Below are 20,406 nucleotides of genomic sequence, written 5' to 3'. Positions count from 1 at the left end.
ATGCTGCGGTAGCTCAGTGGTAGAGCACTTCATTGGTAATGAAGAGGTCGAGAGTTCAATCCTCTCTCGCAGCACCAGCAATCTCAACGACTTAGACTGCGGTTTATGAAGTGCTGAGAGGTTCGTGCGAACCTCTAGGCTCCGATTGAACCTGTAACGTAGGTTCACGGCCGGCTAGGTCGCGTGGCCTTCTCGGCACGGACGAAGCTGCCGTCACCCCTCCCCTCGCCACCCAAGACGCAGCCGAAGCCCTGATCGCGCTCGGTTGGCCGATCACGCCCGACGGCCTCGGCGTGGAGTGCTGGCGGATCAGCGATCTGGTGACGACGGACAAGGATCTGCTCGACCTTGCGATGCGATGCGGAATCCAGGCTCTCAGCGACCGGGTGCGGTAGGCCCCTGGGGGGGAGCCGCCCCAAAGCATGTGCGACAGGCGCCGAATGGCTATCGCCACTGATGCCTTGAATAGGGGCCCGAAGGCTCAACCGTTCGACGTTCGCAAGCACCCACCAACCATAGATGGGTGAAGCCGATGTGTCGGCGGCTCAAACTCGATCTGAGCATCCCGGAGCCGAACGCTCAGCGCTCCCAGCTCGCGACACCGCCATGGCGAGAGCATGTGCCGCGATGGGTGTGGCTGAAGCTCCACGTCCCATCACGGCAGCGGGCCGAGGCGCCAGCCGGCTTGGAGCCATCTCTCGTTTTCGCTGGCCGGTGGACCGATTGGCCATCTGTGCGGCTCACATAGTGTCCGTGTCGGTCCAGTGTGGAATCGTCAGGCTCCCTGTACTCGCGAGCTTGAACGACGCTGACGGAGGCAAGAATGGCTCCGATCAGCACCACGCGCCGAAGCCGTGAGTGTACCGGGTACCCCGAGCTGTTTCGGCCGAGCATCAGCTTTCTCCGGTCCTGCCGGATACTGCTGCGCTCGCTGTTAAGTTGTCGAGAGGTTGTGGGCTACAACCGTATCGCTACTGATACGCCGTCAATGGCCTGAAGGTGCGGTGTGAGATATGGCGCATCGGCAATCGCACGCGCATGCGCGCCCTCGGCGATCACCCGTCCCATGTCGGGCCTATGCACGCTCATCGCGCTGGAATCCAACGATAACGCACCACCCTGTTCTCGGCCTCAGCTCGACCTTTCTCGATCTCGTCGATCAGGTCGGCTGTACTTCTGTTTCTTTTACCTCGGGGTTGTCTTCTTCCGGGATGGTCGGCTTGGTCTTGGGTGACGGTTCGATTTCGTCGAGCCGAGAGGGATCCTCGATCAAAGCACCGGGATCCTCACCCGGCATCGGGGTATCGGCCATGGCCATTGAACGTACCTCCTCTTCCACAGAGCGACTGCTCGCAGGCCCTAAGTGTTCCGATCCGCTGACGCCTCAGGTCTCGCGGTCGGCTTTCGATGACAGCCCACGGTGTTTGGCACCTCAGACTACCGACCAAGTCTCGTTCTCACGGCACATCCCACGTCAGGTTACGGCGATCGGCAACTCGCTGACCTGAGTCGTGTAACGCGGTGTCCGCACATCCAACTTGGTGTTCCACTCGCGCTTCGTCGTAAGCCCCGCCCACGCTGGCATCACGGCCCCCTGCCCCATCGCGCGTTGCAGGCGTCCATCGCCGCCCTCAGCGGCGACGTCGTGAGGCGAATTGTTGGTGGCACATGCTCGAAAGGGAAGCGTGATCCAAGGCTGCTTTCAACTCGTCCCGGTCATGAGGCGATCCCTACCGATCTCCCCGATAGTGGACATCGCCTGACTCCGCGTGCGCAGCCTCCGATGGAAGAAGTTTGTCATCTTCCGATAACAACATGTGGGAACGATCCTCTTCGCACTGCCCGAAGTTCGGAATCTGCTACTCTTGATATGCCTCCTTGAATTCGAGATACAAAACATGAAATTGATCTCCAGACTTGCTGCGAAAAGCTAGCGCCGTGCCTGTATCGACCCGTCGCGTCTTCCTGTCCGGCGCCCTCGCCTTGAGCATGGGATCGGCCCGTGCCGCGCCGGCGCCGCTGCGGGTCGTGGCATCCTCGGTACCCCATGCGGAAATCCTGGAATTCGTGACCGGGCAATTCGGCCCCGAGCTGCCGCTGAAGATCATCGAGATTTCAGGCGATCTCCGTCCGAATGCCCTGCTCCGTGACGGGGATGCCGACGCGAACTTCTTCCAGCACGTGCCCTTCCTGCGATCGGAAGAGGCCTCGATGGGGATACGCTTCGCCGTCGCCGCCGCGGTGCATATCGAGCCGCTGGGCTTGTACAGCCGTCGGGCCAAGTCCCTGGCGGAAGTGCCGGCCGGCGGGATCGTGTCCCTCTCGAACAGCGTCTCCAACACGAGCCGTGGGCTCCTGCTGTTGCAGGCCAACGGGCTGATCCGGCTGCGTTCCAAGGAGCCCGGCGTCGACCTCACCCTGGACGATGTCGTCGAGAACCCGAGGAAGTTCCGTTTCGTCGAGATCGCGCCCCCGCAACTGCCGCGCTCCCTCGACGACGTGGCGCTCGCGGTGATCAACGGCAATTACGCGCTCGAAGGCGGGTTGGAACCCGCCAGGGACGCGCTGGCCCTCGAGCGGGCCGAGGGCAATCCATATGCGAATGTCCTCGTCACGACGGAGGGCTTGGCCACGGACCCTCGCGTGTTGCGCCTCGCCGCGTTGCTGACCTCGGCCGAGGTCGCCGCCTTCATCCGCACTCGCTACCGCGGCTCGGTCATCCCCGTCCGCCCGGCCTGACCGGTGCCGGGTGGCCAAGGCCGCCGTCTTCCCTTCCGACCTGACCACGCTGCCCCGGCTTCCCCGTGGCGGCAGACCGGAGCCCACGACCGATGCGTTTCCTGAAGACCCTCGCCATCGCCTTGCTTTGCACGGTTGCGATGGCGGCCCACGGGCAGGCCGGGGCCGAGACCCTGAAGATCGGCACCGTGCCGGGCGCCTACAGCGACGCTGTCAATGCGGTCGCCAAGGAGGCCAAGGATCAGGGCATCGACGTGAAGGTCATCGAGTTCAGCGACTGGACGACGCCCAACGTCGCTCTCGACGCCGGCGATATCGATCTGAATTTCTATCAGCACCGACCCTTCATGGAGAACGCCTCCAAGCAGAAGGGCTACCGGTTCGATATCGTGGGAATCGGCATCCTGCAGAATATCGGGCTGTTCTCGCTGAAGCATAAGAGCTTCGACCAGATTCCGGTGGGCGGGAAGGTCGCCATCGCCAACGATCCGGTCAATCAGGGACGTGGCCTGCTGCTGTTGCAGAAGGCCGGGCTCATCAAGCTGAAAGACGGCGTCGGCTTCCTCGGCACTGTCGACGACATCACCGAGAATCCGAAGAAGCTGAAATTCACCGAGGTCGAGGGCCCCCAACTCGTGCGGATCACCGGCGATGTCGACCTCGCACAGGGGTATCCGCACTTCATCGTGGCGGCCGGGACCTTCGATCCGACGAGCGGGCTCATCTATTCCGGCATCGAGGACAAACTGTTCGCGGTGAGCTTCGTCAGCAAGGACTCGCGCAAGGACGATCCGACGATCAAAAAATTCGTTCAGATCTTCCAGAACTCCGAGGCGGTCAAACAGCAGATTCACAAATCCTTCGCCGGAAGCGATAAGCTCTACCTGCTCGCATGGCAGAAGTGACGATGGTCGGTTTGGCTCTAGACAGTGTCGGCACCGTATCTCCGGTCGCATCGATCGCGGTCGGTCCCCAGGCGGTTTCCGCAGCCCACGCGGCCGTGGGTCTGCGGGGTACTGGAACAGTGCGGTTCGATCGCGTCTCCAAGACGTATCGTTCGGCAGCGGGAGAGGTTCGAGCCCTCGACGACGTGAGCCTCGACATCCCGTCCGGGGCGATCTTCGGCATCATCGGGCGCTCGGGCGCGGGGAAGTCCACGTTGCTCCGAACCGTCAACCGGTTGGAGGAACCCAGTTCCGGCCGGGTGCTCGTCGATGGCGAGCCGATCGCCACCCTCGGCACGGATGGCCTCGTGGCCCTGCGCCGCCGCATCGGCATGATCTTCCAGCACTTCAACCTGCTCTCGGCCAAGACCGTGCGGCAGAACGTGGCCCTGCCGCTCACGGTAGCGGGCGTGGAGAAGCGCGAGATCGCCCGGCGGGTGGAGGAGGCGCTGCGCCTCGTCGGGCTGGAGGGGAAGGCGGAAACCTACCCGTCGCGCCTGTCCGGAGGCCAGAAGCAGCGGGTCGGCATCGCCCGCGCCCTGGTGAGCGATCCAGAGATCCTGCTCTGCGACGAGGCGACCTCGGCGCTGGACCCGGAGACCACCCTGTCGATCCTGGGCCTCCTGCGGGACATCAACCGGCGGCTCGGGCTCACCATCATCCTCATCACCCACGAGATGAGCGTGATCCGTGAGATCTGCACCGATGTCGTGGTGCTGGAGGCTGGCAAGGTCGTGGAAGCCGGGCCGGTCTGGCGAGTCTTCGGCGCGCCGGAGCACCCGGCGACGCGGGCGCTGCTCGCGCCCCTCACTCGCGACATGCCGGACGATCTGGCCGCGCGCCTGAGGCCGCACCCTGTGCCGGGCGGGAAGGCCGTCCTGCGGATCACCTATTCCGGCGCGACGCCGCCCGACCTCTCGGCTCTCGTTGCGGCGACGGGCGGGCCGGTGCACCTGCTGCAGGCGGGTGTCGAGCGCATCCAGGGGCATGCGGTCGGCCGGATGCTCGTCGCCGTGGGCGGCCCGGACGCGGAAGCCCGGCTGAGGGCCATCGGACAGGATGTCGAAGGGATCGGCTATGTCGCCGCAGATGATTGACCGCCTCTGGCAGGCGGCGTTCGACACGCTCTTCATGGTCGGCGTCTCGGCGGGGATCGCGGTCCTCGCGGGCATCCCGCTGGCGCTGTTCCTCGTCACCTCCGGTCCCGGCGGCATCTTCCCCGCGCCGCGGGCCAACCGTCTCGTCGGCTTGGTCGTGAACGGTTTCAGGGCCGTGCCCTTCATCGTGCTGCTCGTGGCGCTCATCCCGTTCACCCGGCTTGTGGTCGGCACCACGATCGGCGTCTGGGCGGCCATCGTCCCGCTCGCGGTGAGTGCGACGCCGTTCTTCGCACGGATCGCCGAGGTATCCCTGCGGGAGGTCGATCCCGGCCTCATCGAGGCGGCGCAATCCATCGGATGCCGCCGCCGCCACATCCTGCTCCACGTCCTGTTGCCGGAGGCCCTGCCGGGCATCGTTGGCGGCTTCACCATCACCGTCGTCTCGATGATCGGCGCCTCGGCCGTGGCCGGTGCGGTCGGCGCGGGCGGCCTCGGCGACGTGGCGATCCGGTACGGCTACCAGCGCTTCGACACCACCGTCATGTCGGTGGTGATCGCGATCCTGATCGTCCTCGTCTGCTGCGTGCAGTTCACGGGCGACACCGTGGTGCGGAGGCTGCGCGCACGATGACATCCCTCCGAAAGCAGATCCGGCTGAACGCGTTCAACATGAACTGCGTCGGCCACATCAATCACGGCCTGTGGACCCATCCGCGCGACCGCTCCGGCGATTACAACACGCTGCGCTACTGGACCGATCAGGCGAAGCTTCTGGAACGCGGCCTGTTCGACGGACTGTTCATCGCCGACATCCTCGGCGTCTACGACATCTACGGCGCGGGCATCGACGTGACGGCGCGGGAGGCCGTGCAACTGCCGGTGAACGACCCGACGCTGATCGTCCCGGCCATGGCGGCGGTGACGGAGCATCTCGGCTTCGGCATCACGCTCAACGTCTTTGCGGAAGCGCCCTACACCTTCGCCCGGCGGATCTCGACGCTGGACCACCTCACCGGCGGCCGGGTCGGCTGGAACATCGTCACCGGCTATCTGGAGAGCGCCCATCGCGGGCGAGGCGAGGCGCTTCCCGCCCATGACCGGCGCTATGACTATGCCGACGAGTATCTGGAGGTGCTCTACAAGCTCTGGGAGGGAAGCTGGGACGACGATGCCGCCCGCCGCGACCGCGAGGCGCGGGTGTTCAGCGATCCGGACAAGATCCGCTCCATCTCCCACCGTGGCGAGTTCCTGGCGGTGGACGGCTATCACCTCTGCGAGCCTTCGCCCCAGCGGACGCCCGTTCTCTATCAGGCGGGCGCGTCCGGCCGGGGCCGGGCCTTCGCCGGACGCCATGCCGAATGCGTGTTCATCTCGGCGCGGGACAAGCCCTCCGCCCGCGAGGCCGTCCGCGCGATCCGCGCCGAAGCGGTTGCCGCCGGGCGCGACCCGCAGGACGTGAAGGTGTTCATCGGCATCGCCGCCATCCCCGGCCGCACCCGCGCCGAGGCCGAGGACAAGCGCGACGAGTACATGCGCTATGCCAGCGCCGAGGCGGGGCTCGCGCACTTTTCCGCCTCCACCGGCATCGATTTCGCCCGCTACGGTCTCGACGAGGTGATCCCCTACGCGCCGGGCAACGCGATCCAGTCCGCTACGGCGGCGGCTGCGAAGCGGGGGCTGACCAAGCGCGACTTGCTGGCGGAGATGGGCCTGGGCGGGCGTTACGCCGTGCTCACCGGCGACGCGACCTCCATCGCGGACGAGCTTCAATCCTGGGTCGAGGAAGGGGAGGTGGATGGGTTCAACCTCAGCCGAATCGTCGTACCGGAGAGCTTTTCGGACTTCATCGACCTCGTGATCCCCGAGCTTCAGGACCGGGGCCTCTACAAGACCGCCTACGCGCCCGGCTCCCTGCGCAGGAAGCTCTTCGGCGAAGGGAATCGCCTTCCCGCCCGCCATGCCGCCCATGCATTCCGGTATGCCGGTGGTCCCACTTCGGTGTGATGGACGAGAAAATTTCCCGGATCGTCCGATCGAGAAAAGGCTTGCATAGGATCGGGCGCAACAAGAGTTTCGAATGCTTTTGACGGCGGATATAGCGAAGATATAAATATTCGCAGCTGCTAGAGCTTTCCGGGGAACTCCAGATCATGCCGCCCCTCCCGTCTTTACGAGCGCAGCGAAGCAACCCAGGGATCCACCACCTCCGGACAAGCTGATCCGCCCTGGATTGCTTCGCTGCGCTCGCAAAGACGGTGGCGCAGGCGATCCCGAACTAATCGAAATCGCTCTCACCGCTCCTGATCTCGCCGGGGTGATCGCCTCATCCGCCTCCGTCGTTGCGTGGGGGTGCGGCAAGCGCCGACGGCTGCAGAGCTTACCTCGTCATCGATTGCACATGAAGGAGCCGTTGCCTTGACCACGACAAGACGCCGTGCCGCCACCCTTCTCGGATTCCTGGCTCTGGGCCTCTCCCTCGGGGCGGGTGCCCTGGCGCAGAACGCTCCGAAGGAATTGAGGATCGGCTATCAGAAGGTCGGCCTCGTCGTCGTCGCCCGTCAGCAGGGCTTGATCGAGAAGCAGCTGGCACCGCAGGGCGTTGCCGTGCGCTGGGTCGAGTTCCAGGCGGGGCCGCCCCTGTTGGAAGCGCTGAACGCGGGCGGCATCGATTTCGGCTATACCGGCGACGCCCCGCCCATCTTCTCACAGGCGGCGGGGGGCAACCTCGTCTATGTCGGCGCGGCGGCACCGACCCGCGATGGCGAGGCCATCCTGGTCAAAGCTGGTTCAACGATCCGGTCGGTCGCTGACCTGAAGGGCAAGACCGTCGCCGTAGGGCGCGGGACGAGCAGCCATAACCTCCTCATCGCCGCCCTCGAGAAGGCGGGCCTGAGCTTCTCCGACATCAAGCCCGCCTACCTGCTGCCCTCCGATGCCGGCTCGGCCTTTGCGAACGACAGCGTCGATGCCTGGGTGATCTGGGATCCCTATCTCGCCCTGGCGCAATCGCGCGGCGAGACACGCGTGCTCGCGACCACCGGGCAGACCCACGACGTCTCGTCCTTCTTTCTCGCCAACCGGACCTTCGCGGAGAAGAATCCCGGCCTCATCGCCGGCGCCCTGTCGGGCCTGACCGAGGCAGCGGGCTGGGCAAGGACGCATCGCGACGAGGTCGCGCAGTCGCTCGCCGCCGTCACGGGCGTTCCCTACCCCGTCCAGAAGGTCGCCGCCGACCGGACGGAGTTCGCCGTCCGCCCGCTCTCGGACGAGATCCTGACCGCCCAGCAGACCACCGCCGACCGGTTCTTCCGGCTCGGCCTGATCCCCCGCCCCATCAAGGTGCGGGACATCGTGTGGGCCCCGCCGAGGACCTGAGAACCGCTTCGATAACCCGTCCCCTGCCATCACCCCTCAGAGGAGTCTTCTCGATGAGTGCCGTCCTCCATTCGCTCCACACCGCCGCGCCCGCCCTGGATATCCGCCGCGTCGCCGGGCGCATCGGTGCCGAGATCCGCGGCATCGCGCTCTCCGGTGACCTCGACGCCGCGACGGTCGCGGCGATCCGGCAGGCGCTGGTTCGGTACAAGGTGGTCTTCTTCCGCGACCAGACCCTGGACGAGGCCGGTCACGAAGCCTTCGGGCGGCTGCTCGGAGATCTCGTCCCGCACCCGACCGTGCCATCCCTCGACGGCACTGCGGGGACCCTCGACATCGATGGCAGCCGGGGCGAGCGTGCCAGCTCCTGGCACACCGACGTGACTTTCGTGCCGAACTATCCGGCGATCTCGATCCTCCGTGCGGTGACGCTTCCGGCCTATGGCGGCGACACACTGTGGGCCAATACCGCGGCAGCCTATGCCGAACTGCCAGAGGCTTTGCGCGACCTCGCCGACCGCCTCTGGGCGGTGCACTCGAATGTCTACGACTACGTCGGCGGGCGGGTGAACGTATCGGATGCCGGACGGCGGCGGTACGACGAGGTTTTCACCCGCACCGTCTTCGAGACCGAGCATCCCTTGGTTCATGTCCACCCGGAAAGTGGCGAGCGCTCGCTGATCGTCGGGCATTTCATCCAGAGGATCCTCGGCTTGACGACCTCGGATTCGCAGCACCTGCTCGCGATCTTCCACGATCACGCGACGCGGCCTGAATTTACCGTTCGATGGTCCTGGCGGCAGGGTGACGTGGCGATTTGGGACAACCGGGCGACGGTGCACCGGGCCGTGGACGACTATGATGACGAACCGCGCGTGGTACGGCGCGTGACGATCCAGGGCGTCGCACCGGTCAGCACGGACGGGCGTCGCAGCCGGGCGCGCGAGACGCAGGCGGGCAAGGCCGCCTAAGCCTAGCCCCCGGCGCGCGGGTTCAGCAAGGACGCGATCATGCAGCCGCGGCGGGCTTGGCTCGCTGCGGCTCTGCCGTACGCGCAATGACGGCGAGAGACGGCGACGGCGAGAGACGGCACGGCGTCGGCGCGGATCCTTCCGCGCGCACCGGCCGACGGTCAGGGCTTCACATCCGGCCTCGGGTCCGGGATGAAGCCGTCGCGGTTCGGCATACGGATGGCCGAGAGCAATTTCGCATCGAACACGGCGTCCTCGGGCGCGAGCCCGTTCAGGTGCAGGACGTAGCCCGAGACAGCATAGACATCGTCGTCGCTGAGCGATTGCGGCGCGTTCATCGGCATCGCCCGACGGATGTAGTCGAACAGCGTCGGCGCGTAGGGCCAGAAGCTGCCGACCGTCTTCACAGGCTTGGCGGTGGCAAGCGTTCCCTGTCCGCCTGCGAGCCGCTCGCCCGTGCCGCCTTCACCCCGCCCGCCGTGGCAGGAGGCGCATTGCTCCTCGAACACGGTGCGGCCGTGGGCGACGCTGCCGCTTCCGGCCGGAAGCTTCCGGCCGTCGCGGTCGATGTCGATGTTCCAGGCCGTGATTTCGGCCTCTGTCGCCGGGCGGCCGATTCCGAAGCGCTCCGCGCCGTGAGTCGCGCTGCCGATGCCGAACGCGCAGAACGCGGCGGCGAGCGCCCGGACGTTACGCGTAGCCATTGGCGACCTCCCCATCCGCCGCGATGCGCCAGGGCACCACCGCGTTGTTGTGGTAGAAGGACTTGAGGCCCCGCACCGCCGTGAGGTCCTCGAAGCTCGGCTGGACGTAGCCGGTCTCGTCGATGGCGCGGCTCGCGATGGTCGTCGGCTGGCCGTCCCAGGTCCAGGGCAGGCGGAAGCGGGTCAGGGCCCTGTTCAGGACCGGCTCCTGCAACGCTGCCTCCCGCCAGCTCTTGCCACCGTCCATCGTGACCTGCACGGCGCGGATGCTACCGCGCCCGGTCCAGGCGATGCCGGTGATCTCGTGGAAGCCGGGGCCGATCCGCTGCGTGCCGGAGGGCCGGGTGATGATCGACTTCGCCTCCATGACGAAGGTGAATTGGCGGGCCGTGCCGTCCGGCATCAGGTCCGTGTACTTGGCGGTCTCCTCGCGGGAATAGGCCGGCTCCGCGCTGACGTTGAGGCGGCGCAGCCACTTCACGCTCATGTTGCCCTCGAAGCCGGGCAGGAAGACGCGCAGCGGATATCCCTGCTGCGGGCGCAGGCGCTCGCCGTTCTGGCTGTAGACCAGCAAAGCGTCGTCGAGGCATTTCTCGATCGGGATGCTGCGGGTCATCGCGGCGGCATCCGCGCCCTCGGCGACGACCCACTTCGCCTCCGGCTTCAGCCCGGCCTCCCGCAGAACCGTCGCGAGGCGCACGCCCGTCCACTCGGCGCAACTGACGAGCCCGACGAGGTCGGAAGCCGTCTTACCCTTGATCGCTTCGAAGCCCGGATTGCCCGAACATTCGAGGAAGTGGATGTGCGATTCGCTAGGGAAGCGCCGGATGTCCTCCATGGTCAGGATGAGGGGTTGCTCCACCAGCCCGTGGATCAGGAGCCGGTGGCGGGCCGGGTCGATGTCCGGGATGCCGCCGTGGTGGCGCTCGTAGAACAGGCCGTTCGGCGTGAGGATACCGTCGAGATCTTGTAGAGGCGTGCGGGTGGAGGCCGAGATGTATTGCTTGAGCCCTTTCGGGACGTTGCGGATGATCCCCGCCTCGAAGCGCGATGGCGTGCCGTAGGGCTGGCTGCCGGTATCTGCGCCGGGCGCCTTCATCCAGTCCGGGATGCCGGGCGGGCTCGCCTCCTCGGCGCGGGCGGCGCCGGCCACCGCGCCCACGGCCGCCGCCGCGCCCCGCACGAGGAAGCGTCGCCGGGCGGGGATCGTCGTCTCGTTGTCGCTCATGCCCGTCGCCTCACGCCGATCCGACGCGATACTGCCGGGGCGGCGCCTCGCCGGAGATCGCGAAGGTGCCGACGCTGCGGTCCCGATAGATGCGCGGGTTGTGGGAGGCGATGGTGCGGGCGTTGCGCCAGTACCGGTCCAGCCCGGCGCCCACCTTCACCGCCGAGGCGCCGAGCGCGTCGAACAGGTTCGTCGTCGCCGTGAGGATCAGGTCGGTGACGACGCTGACCGCTTGGTTCACCTCGACATCAGCGAGCGTCGCCTGCCGCTCCGCCTCGGGCGATCCGGCTTGGTGCGCGTCGTGGACTCTCTGGACTGCCTCCGCTGCCTTCAGCACGATGGCGCCCGCCGCATAGGCGTTGGCGCGGACACGCCCGACGACGGCCTGGATCTGCGGATCCTCGGCGGTGCGCCCGGCATTTCCGTGGCTGTAGACGCGGGTCCGCTCGGCCACCAGCCGCGCTACGTCGTCCGCCGCTGCACGGCCGATGCCGGCGAGCGTCGCGAGATGCACCAGCTGGAAGAACGCCATGGCGTAGGGGAAGCGGGCCGGATCCGGTTTGATCAGCGCGGGGTCGAGCGCCACACTCTCGAAGGTCGCGGTACCGCTGGCGGTGAGCGCCTGCCCGAACCCGTCCCAATCGTCCTCGATGGTGACGCCCGGCGCGCGCACCGGCACGGCCGCCGTCACCGGCCCGCCGGCCTCGTCGTCGGCGGAGAGATGGATGTAGTCCGCGAAGAGCGAGCCGGTGGTGTAGAACTTCCGCCCCTCGACCACGGGCTTGCCGTCGCGCCGCCTCACTACCGTGTCGAAGGCGCCGACCTTGGCGGGCCCGGTCTCCGAGACGCCGCTGCCGATCGTTTCGCCCGCGCCGATCCGCGCGATCCAGGCCGCCCGCCACTCGGGTGAGGAGGAGCAGAGCGCGTCCTCCGTGAAGCCGAAATGCGCCCGCAGCGCATTGGTGACATTCGAATCGGCGGCCGACAGCTCGATCAGCAGCGCGAAGAGTTCCGGCAGGCTGGCGCCGTGGCCACCCGCCTCGGGCGAGAAGCGCAGGGTGGTGAAATTCGCCTCCCGCAGCCAGCCGATCTCGGCGTGCGGCAGGCGGCGCTCCCGGTCCCGCTCGACGGCGGCGGCGCGGATCTCGGCGAAGACCGGGCGGAACCGCTCCGCGAGTGCTTCGTAACGTGCGCTCGGCCCCGCACCCCAGCCCGCATCCGTCTGCGACATGGCTTTGACTTTCCGATTTTCCGACATCGCCTCAGGGCGTTTGCCAGAGGAATCCGTGAGCCAGCCCCCAATCGCAACCCAGATTTCAAGCCGAACCTTAACTTTAGAAGTGAGTTATCGCAGAGGATCCGCCGAGAGATTTTTGTATTTGCAGCGGTGCTTCGACGTGGAAGCGCGTTCCATTCATCTGTCGGCGCAACTTGTGATAGCGATCTGCTGCGTTCTATCGGCTGACAGGGAAGACTTATTCGGAAATTGCTATTCTGTGGGAGGCGATTTCCTGTTCGTCCGATAATTCGAAAACGCGTTTCATTGATCCGCCGCGCCTTGCTGGCCTTCAATGCCTGCGCCGCGTAGGCCCCCGTGCCCCGGCGCCCACCCACCGCTCTTCCTTGCCATTCGCGAGTGCCCGATGACCGATGACACGATGGGCCGGTTCGGCTCCTCCCGCCGCGCCCTATTGCGTGGCGGGCTCGGCGGAGCGGCCGCTCTCGCGCTCGGCGCCCCGTCCGTCCGCGCAGGGCCCCGCGAGGTGAAGATCAGCATGCAGCGTTCGTCGGTGCTGTTCACCGTGCTCAAGGTGAAAGGCACGCTGGCCGAGCGCCTTGCCCCGCTCGGCTTCACCCCGACCTGGCACCTGTTCACCAGCGTGATCGAGCCGATGAACGCCGGCGCGGTCGACATCCATGCCGACGTGGCCGATGCCGTGCCGATCTTCACCCAATCCGCCAAGGCGCCCCTGACCTTCTATGCCCGCGAGCGGGGTGCGCCCTCGGCCGAGGCGATCATCGTGCCCGCCGATTCGCCGATCCGCACCGTCGCCGACTTGAGGGGCAAGACGGTCGGCGTCTCGCGGGGTTCGGGGAGCCACTATGTGCTGGCCGCCGCGCTCAAGCGCGCCGGCCTGTCGCTCGCCGACATCAAGCCCGCCTATCTCCAGGCACCGGAGGGGGCCGTAGCCTTCGATCAGGGCGCCCTCGATGCGTGGTCGATCTGGGATCCGTTCCTGGCATTTGCCGAGGCCAAGCGCCCGGTGCGGGTCATCGCGGATGGCACGGGGCTGACGAGCTACCACCGCTATTACCTCGTCAACGACAGCTTCGTGGCCGCGCAGCCCGAGGTGGTGGCGACCGTCTACCGATCGCTCGTCGAGGCCGGCGCCTGGATGAAGGCCAACCCCGAGGAGGCCGTAGCCCTCCTGGCGCCGATCTGGGGCGATCTGCCCCCGGCCGTCGTGGCCGCCGCCAACAGCCGCCGGACCTATGCGGTGGAGCCGGTGGAGCGGGCGCAGCTCGGCGAACAGCAGGCCATCGCCGATGTGTTCCACGAGGCGAAGCTCATCCCTCGCCGGATCGACGCCACCGACGTGCCGATCTTCGCGATCCCTGCCGGCCGGGGCTGAGGCCATGGCGAGTGTTCCCCGCTTCGGTATCTGGGCCGCCGTCCACGGCTCCCGCGCCTCCCACCACGATCCCGACGAGCCGGACGACGCCACGTGGGAGCGCAACCGCGCCCTCGTGCTGGAGGCCGAGGCGCTCGGCTTCGATTCGGTGCTGGTCGCCCAGCACACGATGAACCCTTACGACCCTCAGCGTGACCAGCTGGAAGCCTGGACCGGCGCGGCCGCGCTCGCGGCGCTGACGAAGCGGATCGAGATCATCGCGGCGATCAAGCCGGGGCTCTACCACCCCGTGGTGCTCGCCAAGATGGCCCTCCAGATCGAGCATATCAGCGGCGGACGCTTCGCCCTGAACCTCGTGAATGCCTGGAACAAGGCCGAGTTCGAGCGCGCCGGCCTGCCCTTCCCGGCCCATGACGACCGCTACGCCTATGGCCGCGAGTGGATCGGCCTCGTCGACCGGCTGATGCGCGGCGAGCGCGTGACCTATCGGGGCGAACACTTTCGGACGGAAGACTACCAGCTCCGCCCCGCCGGCACGTTCCGGCCACGGCCGACGATCTATCTCGGCGGCGAATCCGAACCCGCCCGGGCGCTCGCCGCCGACCACGCCGACGTCTGGTTCATCAACGGCCAGCCGCTCGAGGATGTCGCCGCGCTGATCGCCGACGTCGCCCGGCGCCCTGCCGCCAACGGGCCCCTGCGCTACGGCCTCTCGGCCTTCGTGATCGCGCGGGAGTCCGACGCGGAGGCGGACGCCGAGCACGCCCGGCTCCTCGCCCTCGCCCATCGCGACGCGGATCTCCGCGCCGACACCCGTGCGCGCACGGATGCGGCGAGCGTGATGTTCGCCAAGACCGACGCGGCGGCCTCCCGTCATGTCGGGACCAATGGCGGCACGGCGGCCGGGCTCGTGGGCAGCTACGAGGCGGTCGCGGAGCGGATCCGCGCCTTCCACGCCGCCGGCATCGAGCTGTTCATGCTGCAGTTCCAGCCCTTCGAGGCGGAGATGCGCCGCTTCGCCGAGCAGGTCATCCCCCGCATCCGCTGACCCAGAGGGCTTCGATGAGCGACCGCCCATTGCACCTCAACGTCAACCTACTGCATTCGGGCGTCTACCCGTCGGCCTGGCGGCTGCCGGAGAGCCGGCCCGACGCCTTCATCGACATCGACCATGTCGTGCGCGTTGCCCGCATCGCCGAGCGCGGGAAGCTCGACGCGATCTTCCTCGCCGACACGCCGGCCATCAACGACCGGATCGAGGACCGCCCGTTCAACGCCCTCGAACCCACCGTCGTGCTGGCGGCCGTCGCGGCAGCGACGCGCCATATCGGCCTCGTGGCCACCGCCTCGACCACCTACAACGAGCCCTACAATCTCGCCCGCCGCTTCGCGAGCCTCGACCTCGTGAGCCGGGGCCGGGCGGGCTGGAACGTGGTGACGACGGCGGACGCGTCTGCGGGCCGCAATTTCGGCTTCGCGGGCGCCGCGGACCACGGCGCCCGCTACGCCCCCGCCCGTGAATTCACCGACCTCGTCCATGCCCTGTGGGACAGCTGGGAGGATGACGCCTTCGTTGGCGACAAGGCGAGCGGCCGGTTCGTCGATACGGCGAAGGTCCACGCGGTCGACCATCGCGGCCCGCACTACGCCGTCGCGGGGCCGCTCACCGTGCCGCGCAGCCCGCAGGGGCGGCCCGTGACCTTCCAGGCGGGCGGCTCCGAGGATGGGCGCGAACTCGCGGCCGCCACGGCGGATGCGGTGTTCTCCCTGGCTCAGACCATCGAGGACGGCGCGGCCTATGCCCGGGACCTGCGGACGCGGGCGGCGCGCTACGGGCGCCACCCGGACGAACTGGTCATCCTGCCGGGCCTCGCCACGGTGATCGGCTCGACCGAGGCCGAGGCGCGGCGGCGTCAGGACGAACTCTGGGATCTCGTGCCGGTGGAGTACAGCCTCGCCCGGCTCGCCGGCACGCTGCGCATCGACCCGGCCCGGCTCGACCTCGACAAGCCGTTGCCCGACCCGCTGCCCCTGCCGCCGGACGCCAACCACACGATGTTCCTCGGAACCGTCGCCCTTGCGCGGCGGGACAAGCTCACCGTGCGCCAACTCCTGCGAGCGCTCGGCGGCGGCGTCGGCCACCGCATCGTCGTCGGCACGCCGGAGGCCATCGCCGACGACATTGAAGCGTGGTTCCGGGCCGGCGCGGCGGACGGCTTCAACCTGATGCCGGATGTCCTGCCGGAGGGGCTGGAGACCTTCGTGGACGCCGTCGTGCCGATCCTCCAGCGCAGGGGGTTGTTCCGGCAAGACTATGCCGGGGCAACCCTGCGGGACCACCTGGGGCTGGCGCGGCCAGCGAGCCGCTACGCCGCGACCGGCCGCTCGCTTTCGGCGTGAGCAAAGCGCCCGGAGGCTTTGCCGGGCGGGGCCGGGAAGCGACCCTTGCCAAAACGAGTTCGCTCAACAAACATCGAGCTATCACAATGGTTTATTGAAGGTCGTGCTTCTGTTCGGGCCAGCTGCGACAGAAACCTTCTCCTCCGACCATGACGAGGCGGAAGGGCATTTTCCGGGATGTCCGACAGAGCCGTGATCACCGCCTCCTGCGGGCGCTGCACACCCTGCCGCGGCATTGCACGCTCCGCGCCAGCTGGACGGGGTCGGCGCGGAATGAGGCCGGGAACGAGCGATCACGAACTGAAGGCTTTCGCTCAACTCGATAGAAGTTTGCTTCGTCCGCTTTGGCATGAGACGGCCTTACAAGCAGACGGGTGGCTGACGACCAACTCCCGTCGCATCGGCGGGTGCCGCTGAATAGCTAGGTTGGGTGGATTTCGGTAGGCCCGCTTTTAACCGGCGAGACCGTCATCGCGACCCAGATAGCTTCGCCGCTAAAATCACGCTTGCAGCAAATCCGGTTACGACCCCTAGAGGCACAGTAAGCAGAGTTAGAAAGGTGCTCCCCACGTCACCCTTATCTCCCAGATAGTAGGATGCGACCCAGCCTAGGGCATACCCCAAGGGAATGAGGATGATCGCGAAAGCGAAGCTTATCAGAAAGCATATCAGCCTCTCTATTCCTCGCGATTGCTACAGACCGTGGCCTGCTTCCCAGCCAAGCTGAAGCTGCCAGATTGTCCACGAATGACCGCTTCCGGGAATGGTCGTCAATTTCCGGTACGACCGGGGTGGGTCGATAGGGGCTCGTCCGCCCTTCCGGCGGACCTCCATCAAATCAGCACTTCCGCTTGCGGCCACACACGGTCACGCCGACTGGCGCTCCTCAATGGCGGGCTCGGGTGGTTTGCGGCTGGTCGACTTCAAACCAAAATTTGCCAAATCGGACATCTGCAAAAGCCGAAAGCGGGCGGGATCATCTGTGCTCAGGATCCTAGATTAACTTATTCCGTTCATATAGCCGCTGGAAAAATGCCGAGCTTTGATCTCTTGGCAATTTTCCATCGTCAAAAGGTGCGCTAGAGGACCCTGAAACCTGCAACTCATCATTTTATTAGCCACGAATGAAGACGCTATTTCCAATCATTGCCGCCGTTATGGCCGGATCTCTGACGGCCCTGGCTCAAGCAGCCACCGCATCTCCGGCAAGCGACCTCGATCGACTGGTGTTTGCTGACCAGTCCACGCCACGCAGGGTTGATATCCTCGACGCGGCAATCACGCGCGATCTCCTGAACGACAAACTTGCCGTTGTCTCTTTCATCGGCACGGACTGCCTGATCGTCTGCATCACGCGCACGATGGAGATCGACAGGCTCGCTCGGACCTTGCCGGCGGATTTGAAACGTCGTGTGGTCTTCCTCGCGATCAATACGGATCCGACGACCGGCGATCCGCAGCGTCTTCGCCGTTTCGGCGAGGATCTCCTCGGACGGGACGCCGAGGTGCATATCCTGGCCTCGGACGTCAAAGCCACGAAGGCTCTGCTCGCCACCATCGGTCACCCGGCCTCCGCCCTGCCGGAGCCGCCGGCCATGGTGATGCTGTTCGATCGCCGAGGCCAGATCGCCATGACCTACGGCGGCGATCCCCTCGATACCTCCCGCCTTCGGCAGGACCTCGGCGTCCTCGACACCTTCACCGAGGGCCTTGGGCCTTCCCCCACCGGCGCGGCGGACACCCCCCACGCTCCTCACTGACCTCACGCTCCTCCCGACCATGGAACTCACGATGCCTTCGACCTCGTCCTTCCCTCAGGCCGCCCGGATGCGCGGGCACAGGCGGTGGCTCTTGTCGGCCACGATGCTGGCCGGGTTCCTGCCGCATCCGGTCGAGGCCGCCATGTACAAGGTGGTCGTGAACCAGGTTACGGATCCGATGCTGGCCGGGCTGACGATCCCGGCCTCGGCTCCGAAGGCGGGCATGTGGTCGGGCGTCTACAATTGGCCGATCAACGCCATTTCGCTCGGCCTCTTGTGGAACGGCAAGGTCGTGTCCTACGGCACTCCGCTCGACCAGCCGGGGGTGCAGGACGGCCGTAAGTTCGACGTTTGGGATCCCACTCAAGGCTTTGCCGGAGGTGCCCACGTCACCCTCAATGGGGTCGTCGGGATCAACAGCTTTTGCGCGGCGCAGTCCTACCGCTTCGATGGCTCGACGATGACGGCGGGCGGCATCTTCGACAACGGCCAGGACAAGGGCAGCGCGATCCTGAACGCGAGCGCCACCGCGATCGGCGCGAGTGCAGCGAAGCTTGCCTACGATCGCTACTATGCCACCATGCTGACCCTCCCTGCGGGCAAGCAACTCATTCTGGGTGGTACCTATCCCTACGCCGCCGGGTTCAACGACCCGCAGACGTCGATCAACAACGGCTACAACACCGGTATGACGCCGGAGCTTTACGACGGCACCAAGTGGACAACCCTGTTCGGCGCCAACAGCCGGGACGCCTTCGGCCCCGACAACAGCCGCTACTGGTACCCGCGCGCCTGGGTGGCGCCGAACGGCAAGGTCTTCGGCATCTCGTCGGACAAGATGTGGTTCGTCGATCCGACCGGCAACGGCTCGGTCTCAACCATGGCGTTCCGGAATGCGCCGCAAACCGCGAATACCGCGCTCAACGCTCCCAATTCCGGCCCGGCCTCGACGGCGGTGATGTACGATACCGGCAAGATCCTCCAAGTCGGCGGAAACAGCTTCACCAACGGTGACGGCTTCCTGTCGTCGAGCCGGGCGACCGTCGTCGATATCAACGGAGCAACCCCCGTCGCCACCGACGTGGCACCGATGAGCTTCGGCCGTGCCTGGGCGAATGCCACGGTCCTGCCCAACGGCCAAGTCGCCGTGACGGGCGGCAGCAAGTACAACGATCAAGCCGGGGCCAACACGGTCACGCAGACGGAGATCTGGACGCCCTCCACCGGCCAATGGAACGTCGGGGCCGCCGCCGCAATCTATCGCGGTTACCATTCCACCGCGATCCTGATGCAGAATGGAACCTTGCTGAGCGCTGGTGGCGGCGCGCCGGGGCCATTCAGCAACCAGAACGCAGAGATCTATTATCCGCCCTACCTGTTCACCTCGGTGAACGGGCAAGTCGGACTGGCACCACGGCCCCAGATCGTGAGCCTCAGCACCTTGCAACTGCAGCACGGCGCGTCGATGCAGTTCGAGCTGGCATCGTCCAATGGGCTGTCGCAGGTCGTGCTCGTCGGCACGAGCCTCGTCACTCATAGTTTCAACTCGACCCAGCGGCGGTACTCCGCGGCCTTCTCGGTCACGGGCAACGCGGTGACCGTCCAAGTCCCGGCCTCGGCCAACGTGGTGCCGCCCGGCCATTATCAGCTCATCGCGATCGATAAGAACGGCGTTCCCTCACCGGGCATCATCGTCGCACTCGGCAATGCCGTCACGGCTCCGACGCAGGCCACGACCTTCGCACCTCCAAGCGCGGGCGGTATGGGTACAGGCGGCACGTCCGCAGGGGGAACGACTGGCGGTGGCGCAGGTACGGCTGGCGCCATCCCAGGCTGGCCAGCTTCCACGAGCGCTTGGAACCAGATCGGCGTGACGGTGACACGGATCGCCGCCGCGTCGGACGGCCTGATCCTCGGGATCAACTCGGGCAACCAATCGATCTGGAGCAACTATCTCGGCGGCGGCTGGAACGCGTTGCCTGGTACCGCGAAGGACATCGCCGCCGTCAACGTCAACAGCATCTATGCCGTAGGAACCGACGGCGCCGTGCGCCGCTACGACGGAAACGGCCAGTCCTGGACGCAGGTCGGCTACGGTGCGGTGAATATCGGCGCCGCCGCGGACGGCACGGTCGCCATCGTCAACGTCAACAACGACATCTGGGTGAAGCGCACCGACGGCAACGAGGACGCGTGGTACCAGATACCCGGCAAAGCCAAGCGTGTCGCCCCCATGAGCCGCACCAGCTTCTACAGCATCGGGATGGACGACAACGTCTACCGCAGCGACGCGACCGGCAAGTGGGTCCAGATCGGCCGCGATGCGTCCGACATCGCGGTGTCGTCCGACGGCAGCATCATGGTGATCAACAAGGTGGCGGGCAGCCTGTGGCGGAAGGTCGGCGACAACGCCACCGAGGCCTGGACGCAGCAGCCCTTCACCCAGGCCGCCACCTCCGTCGCGATCCCGAATGCCATGCGCACGGTCGTGGTCGGCAAGGATACCAACATCTACCGTTGGTAGAGTCCGAGGCCGAGTAAAGCGCGCTTCT

18 protein-coding genes and 1 tRNA gene are annotated in these 20,406 nt (G+C 66.6%); 13 read left to right on the top strand and 6 right to left on the bottom strand.

Going from position 1 to position 20,406, the window contains the following annotated elements; translation table 11 throughout:
* Positions 1-2 precede the first annotated feature (2 nt).
* A tRNA-Thr gene (locus tag J4O73_RS12830) sits at positions 3-77 on the top strand.
* Between the two features lie 502 nt (positions 78-579).
* Here J4O73_RS12830 and J4O73_RS12825 read toward each other — a convergent pair.
* The 3 genes from J4O73_RS12825 to J4O73_RS12815 all read right to left on the bottom strand — a co-directional run bounded on the left by J4O73_RS12825 (position 580) and on the right by J4O73_RS12815 (position 1,585).
* On the bottom strand, positions 580-894 hold the full coding sequence (locus J4O73_RS12825; protein ID WP_426217861.1) for a DUF3761 domain-containing protein: 315 nt from the start codon (positions 892-894) through the stop codon (positions 580-582).
* A 265-nt stretch (positions 895-1,159) separates the two neighbouring features.
* The gene (locus J4O73_RS12820; protein WP_426217859.1) at positions 1,160-1,318 is read right to left on the bottom strand and encodes a hypothetical protein; all 159 of its coding nucleotides are present in this window, start codon (positions 1,316-1,318) and stop codon (positions 1,160-1,162) included.
* 156 nt (positions 1,319-1,474) lie between these two features.
* Complete coding sequence (locus J4O73_RS12815; protein WP_426217857.1) at positions 1,475-1,585, bottom strand: DUF4113 domain-containing protein; 111 nt, start codon at positions 1,583-1,585, stop codon at positions 1,475-1,477.
* Between the two features lie 353 nt (positions 1,586-1,938).
* Between J4O73_RS12815 and J4O73_RS12810 the strand changes: the two genes are divergently transcribed.
* From J4O73_RS12810 to J4O73_RS12780, 7 genes are all read left to right on the top strand, one after another.
* Positions 1,939-2,739 (top strand): MetQ/NlpA family ABC transporter substrate-binding protein, encoded by an 801-nt coding sequence (locus J4O73_RS12810; RefSeq protein WP_426217855.1) that lies wholly within the window; start codon positions 1,939-1,941, stop codon positions 2,737-2,739.
* Positions 2,740-2,831: 92 nt separating this feature from the next.
* Positions 2,832-3,644 (top strand): MetQ/NlpA family ABC transporter substrate-binding protein, encoded by an 813-nt coding sequence (locus J4O73_RS12805; protein WP_426217853.1) that lies wholly within the window; start codon positions 2,832-2,834, stop codon positions 3,642-3,644.
* A gap of 2 nt (positions 3,645-3,646) precedes the next feature.
* Positions 3,647-4,780, top strand: coding sequence for a methionine ABC transporter ATP-binding protein (locus tag J4O73_RS12800; protein WP_426217851.1), 1,134 nt, complete (start codon positions 3,647-3,649; stop codon positions 4,778-4,780).
* A complete protein-coding gene (locus J4O73_RS12795) occupies positions 4,761-5,414 on the top strand; it encodes a methionine ABC transporter permease (protein ID WP_243955217.1) in 654 nt (217 codons plus the stop codon). The genes J4O73_RS12800 and J4O73_RS12795 overlap by 20 nt, the downstream gene beginning before the upstream one ends.
* A complete protein-coding gene (locus J4O73_RS12790; protein ID WP_426217848.1) occupies positions 5,411-6,787 on the top strand; it encodes an LLM class flavin-dependent oxidoreductase in 1,377 nt (458 codons plus the stop codon). The genes J4O73_RS12795 and J4O73_RS12790 overlap by 4 nt, the downstream gene beginning before the upstream one ends.
* A 411-nt stretch (positions 6,788-7,198) precedes the next feature.
* Positions 7,199-8,158 carry a sulfonate ABC transporter substrate-binding protein gene (locus J4O73_RS12785; protein WP_426217846.1) on the top strand — a complete coding sequence of 320 codons (960 nt, stop codon included), beginning with the start codon at positions 7,199-7,201 and terminating at the stop codon, positions 8,156-8,158.
* A 53-nt stretch (positions 8,159-8,211) separates the two neighbouring features.
* The gene (locus J4O73_RS12780; protein WP_426217844.1) at positions 8,212-9,129 is read left to right on the top strand and encodes a TauD/TfdA dioxygenase family protein; all 918 of its coding nucleotides are present in this window, start codon (positions 8,212-8,214) and stop codon (positions 9,127-9,129) included.
* A 161-nt stretch (positions 9,130-9,290) separates the two neighbouring features.
* Here the strand turns inward: J4O73_RS12780 and J4O73_RS12775 are convergent, their stop codons facing one another.
* From J4O73_RS12775 to J4O73_RS12765, 3 genes are read right to left on the bottom strand one after another with little or no spacing between them, the layout of a single operon-like run.
* The gene (locus J4O73_RS12775) at positions 9,291-9,833 is read right to left on the bottom strand and encodes a c-type cytochrome (RefSeq protein WP_426217842.1); all 543 of its coding nucleotides are present in this window, start codon (positions 9,831-9,833) and stop codon (positions 9,291-9,293) included.
* Positions 9,820-11,061, bottom strand: a complete 1,242-nt coding sequence (gene soxC / locus J4O73_RS12770) for a sulfite dehydrogenase (protein ID WP_426217840.1) — start codon at positions 11,059-11,061, stop codon at positions 9,820-9,822. Before soxC ends, J4O73_RS12775 begins: the two co-directional genes overlap by 14 nt.
* Before the next feature lie 10 nt (positions 11,062-11,071).
* Positions 11,072-12,292, bottom strand: a complete 1,221-nt coding sequence (locus tag J4O73_RS12765; protein ID WP_426217838.1) for an acyl-CoA dehydrogenase family protein — start codon at positions 12,290-12,292, stop codon at positions 11,072-11,074.
* A 412-nt stretch (positions 12,293-12,704) separates the two neighbouring features.
* Here J4O73_RS12765 and J4O73_RS12760 point away from each other — a divergent pair, with 412 nt between their 5' ends.
* The 5 genes from J4O73_RS12760 (at position 12,705) to J4O73_RS12740 (ending at position 20,378) form a co-directional block, all read left to right on the top strand.
* Positions 12,705-13,694: an ABC transporter substrate-binding protein gene (locus J4O73_RS12760; RefSeq protein ID WP_426217836.1), complete on the top strand. Its 990-nt coding sequence runs from the start codon at positions 12,705-12,707 to the stop codon at positions 13,692-13,694.
* Between the two features lie 4 nt (positions 13,695-13,698).
* Complete coding sequence (locus tag J4O73_RS12755) at positions 13,699-14,742, top strand: LLM class flavin-dependent oxidoreductase (protein ID WP_426217834.1); 1,044 nt, start codon at positions 13,699-13,701, stop codon at positions 14,740-14,742.
* 14 nt (positions 14,743-14,756) lie between these two features.
* Positions 14,757-16,094 carry an LLM class flavin-dependent oxidoreductase gene (locus tag J4O73_RS12750; protein ID WP_426217832.1) on the top strand — a complete coding sequence of 446 codons (1,338 nt, stop codon included), beginning with the start codon at positions 14,757-14,759 and terminating at the stop codon, positions 16,092-16,094.
* A 1,124-nt stretch (positions 16,095-17,218) separates the two neighbouring features.
* On the top strand, positions 17,219-17,854 hold the full coding sequence (locus J4O73_RS12745; RefSeq protein WP_426217830.1) for an SCO family protein: 636 nt from the start codon (positions 17,219-17,221) through the stop codon (positions 17,852-17,854).
* Positions 17,855-17,885: 31 nt separating this feature from the next.
* Entirely contained in the window at positions 17,886-20,378 is a 2,493-nt protein-coding gene (locus J4O73_RS12740) for a galactose oxidase-like domain-containing protein (protein ID WP_426217828.1), read from the top strand.
* Positions 20,379-20,406 lie beyond the last annotated feature (28 nt).

Origin of the sequence: Methylobacterium sp. NFXW15, from assembly GCF_049887755.1 — a bacterium.
Lineage (GTDB): Bacteria > Pseudomonadota > Alphaproteobacteria > Rhizobiales > Beijerinckiaceae > Methylobacterium.
Note: the sequence above shows the minus strand (reverse complement) of the source record. Positions and strands in the feature narration are given on the sequence as shown.

Excerpts from the sequence above, each read along its gene's own strand:
- J4O73_RS12755 (WP_426217834.1), top strand. The coding sequence starts at position 13,699 with ATGGCGAGTGTTCCCCGCTTCGGTATCTGGGCCGCCGTCCACGGCTCC.
- soxC (WP_426217840.1), bottom strand. The coding sequence starts at position 11,061 with ATGAGCGACAACGAGACGACGATCCCCGCCCGGCGACGCTTCCTCGTG.
- J4O73_RS12790 (WP_426217848.1), top strand. The coding sequence starts at position 5,411 with ATGACATCCCTCCGAAAGCAGATCCGGCTGAACGCGTTCAACATGAAC.
- J4O73_RS12780 (WP_426217844.1), top strand. The coding sequence starts at position 8,212 with ATGAGTGCCGTCCTCCATTCGCTCCACACCGCCGCGCCCGCCCTGGAT.
- J4O73_RS12740 (WP_426217828.1), top strand. The coding sequence starts at position 17,886 with ATGCCTTCGACCTCGTCCTTCCCTCAGGCCGCCCGGATGCGCGGGCAC.
- J4O73_RS12775 (WP_426217842.1), bottom strand. The coding sequence starts at position 9,833 with ATGGCTACGCGTAACGTCCGGGCGCTCGCCGCCGCGTTCTGCGCGTTC.
- J4O73_RS12765 (WP_426217838.1), bottom strand. The coding sequence starts at position 12,292 with ATGTCGCAGACGGATGCGGGCTGGGGTGCGGGGCCGAGCGCACGTTAC.
- J4O73_RS12805 (WP_426217853.1), top strand. The coding sequence starts at position 2,832 with ATGCGTTTCCTGAAGACCCTCGCCATCGCCTTGCTTTGCACGGTTGCG.
- J4O73_RS12750 (WP_426217832.1), top strand. The coding sequence starts at position 14,757 with ATGAGCGACCGCCCATTGCACCTCAACGTCAACCTACTGCATTCGGGC.
- J4O73_RS12825 (WP_426217861.1), bottom strand. The coding sequence starts at position 894 with ATGCTCGGCCGAAACAGCTCGGGGTACCCGGTACACTCACGGCTTCGG.
- J4O73_RS12795 (WP_243955217.1), top strand. The coding sequence starts at position 4,761 with ATGTCGCCGCAGATGATTGACCGCCTCTGGCAGGCGGCGTTCGACACG.
- J4O73_RS12745 (WP_426217830.1), top strand. The coding sequence starts at position 17,219 with ATGAAGACGCTATTTCCAATCATTGCCGCCGTTATGGCCGGATCTCTG.
- J4O73_RS12820 (WP_426217859.1), bottom strand. The coding sequence starts at position 1,318 with ATGGCCATGGCCGATACCCCGATGCCGGGTGAGGATCCCGGTGCTTTG.
- J4O73_RS12800 (WP_426217851.1), top strand. The coding sequence starts at position 3,647 with ATGGTCGGTTTGGCTCTAGACAGTGTCGGCACCGTATCTCCGGTCGCA.
- J4O73_RS12760 (WP_426217836.1), top strand. The coding sequence starts at position 12,705 with ATGACCGATGACACGATGGGCCGGTTCGGCTCCTCCCGCCGCGCCCTA.
- J4O73_RS12815 (WP_426217857.1), bottom strand. The coding sequence starts at position 1,585 with ATGCCAGCGTGGGCGGGGCTTACGACGAAGCGCGAGTGGAACACCAAG.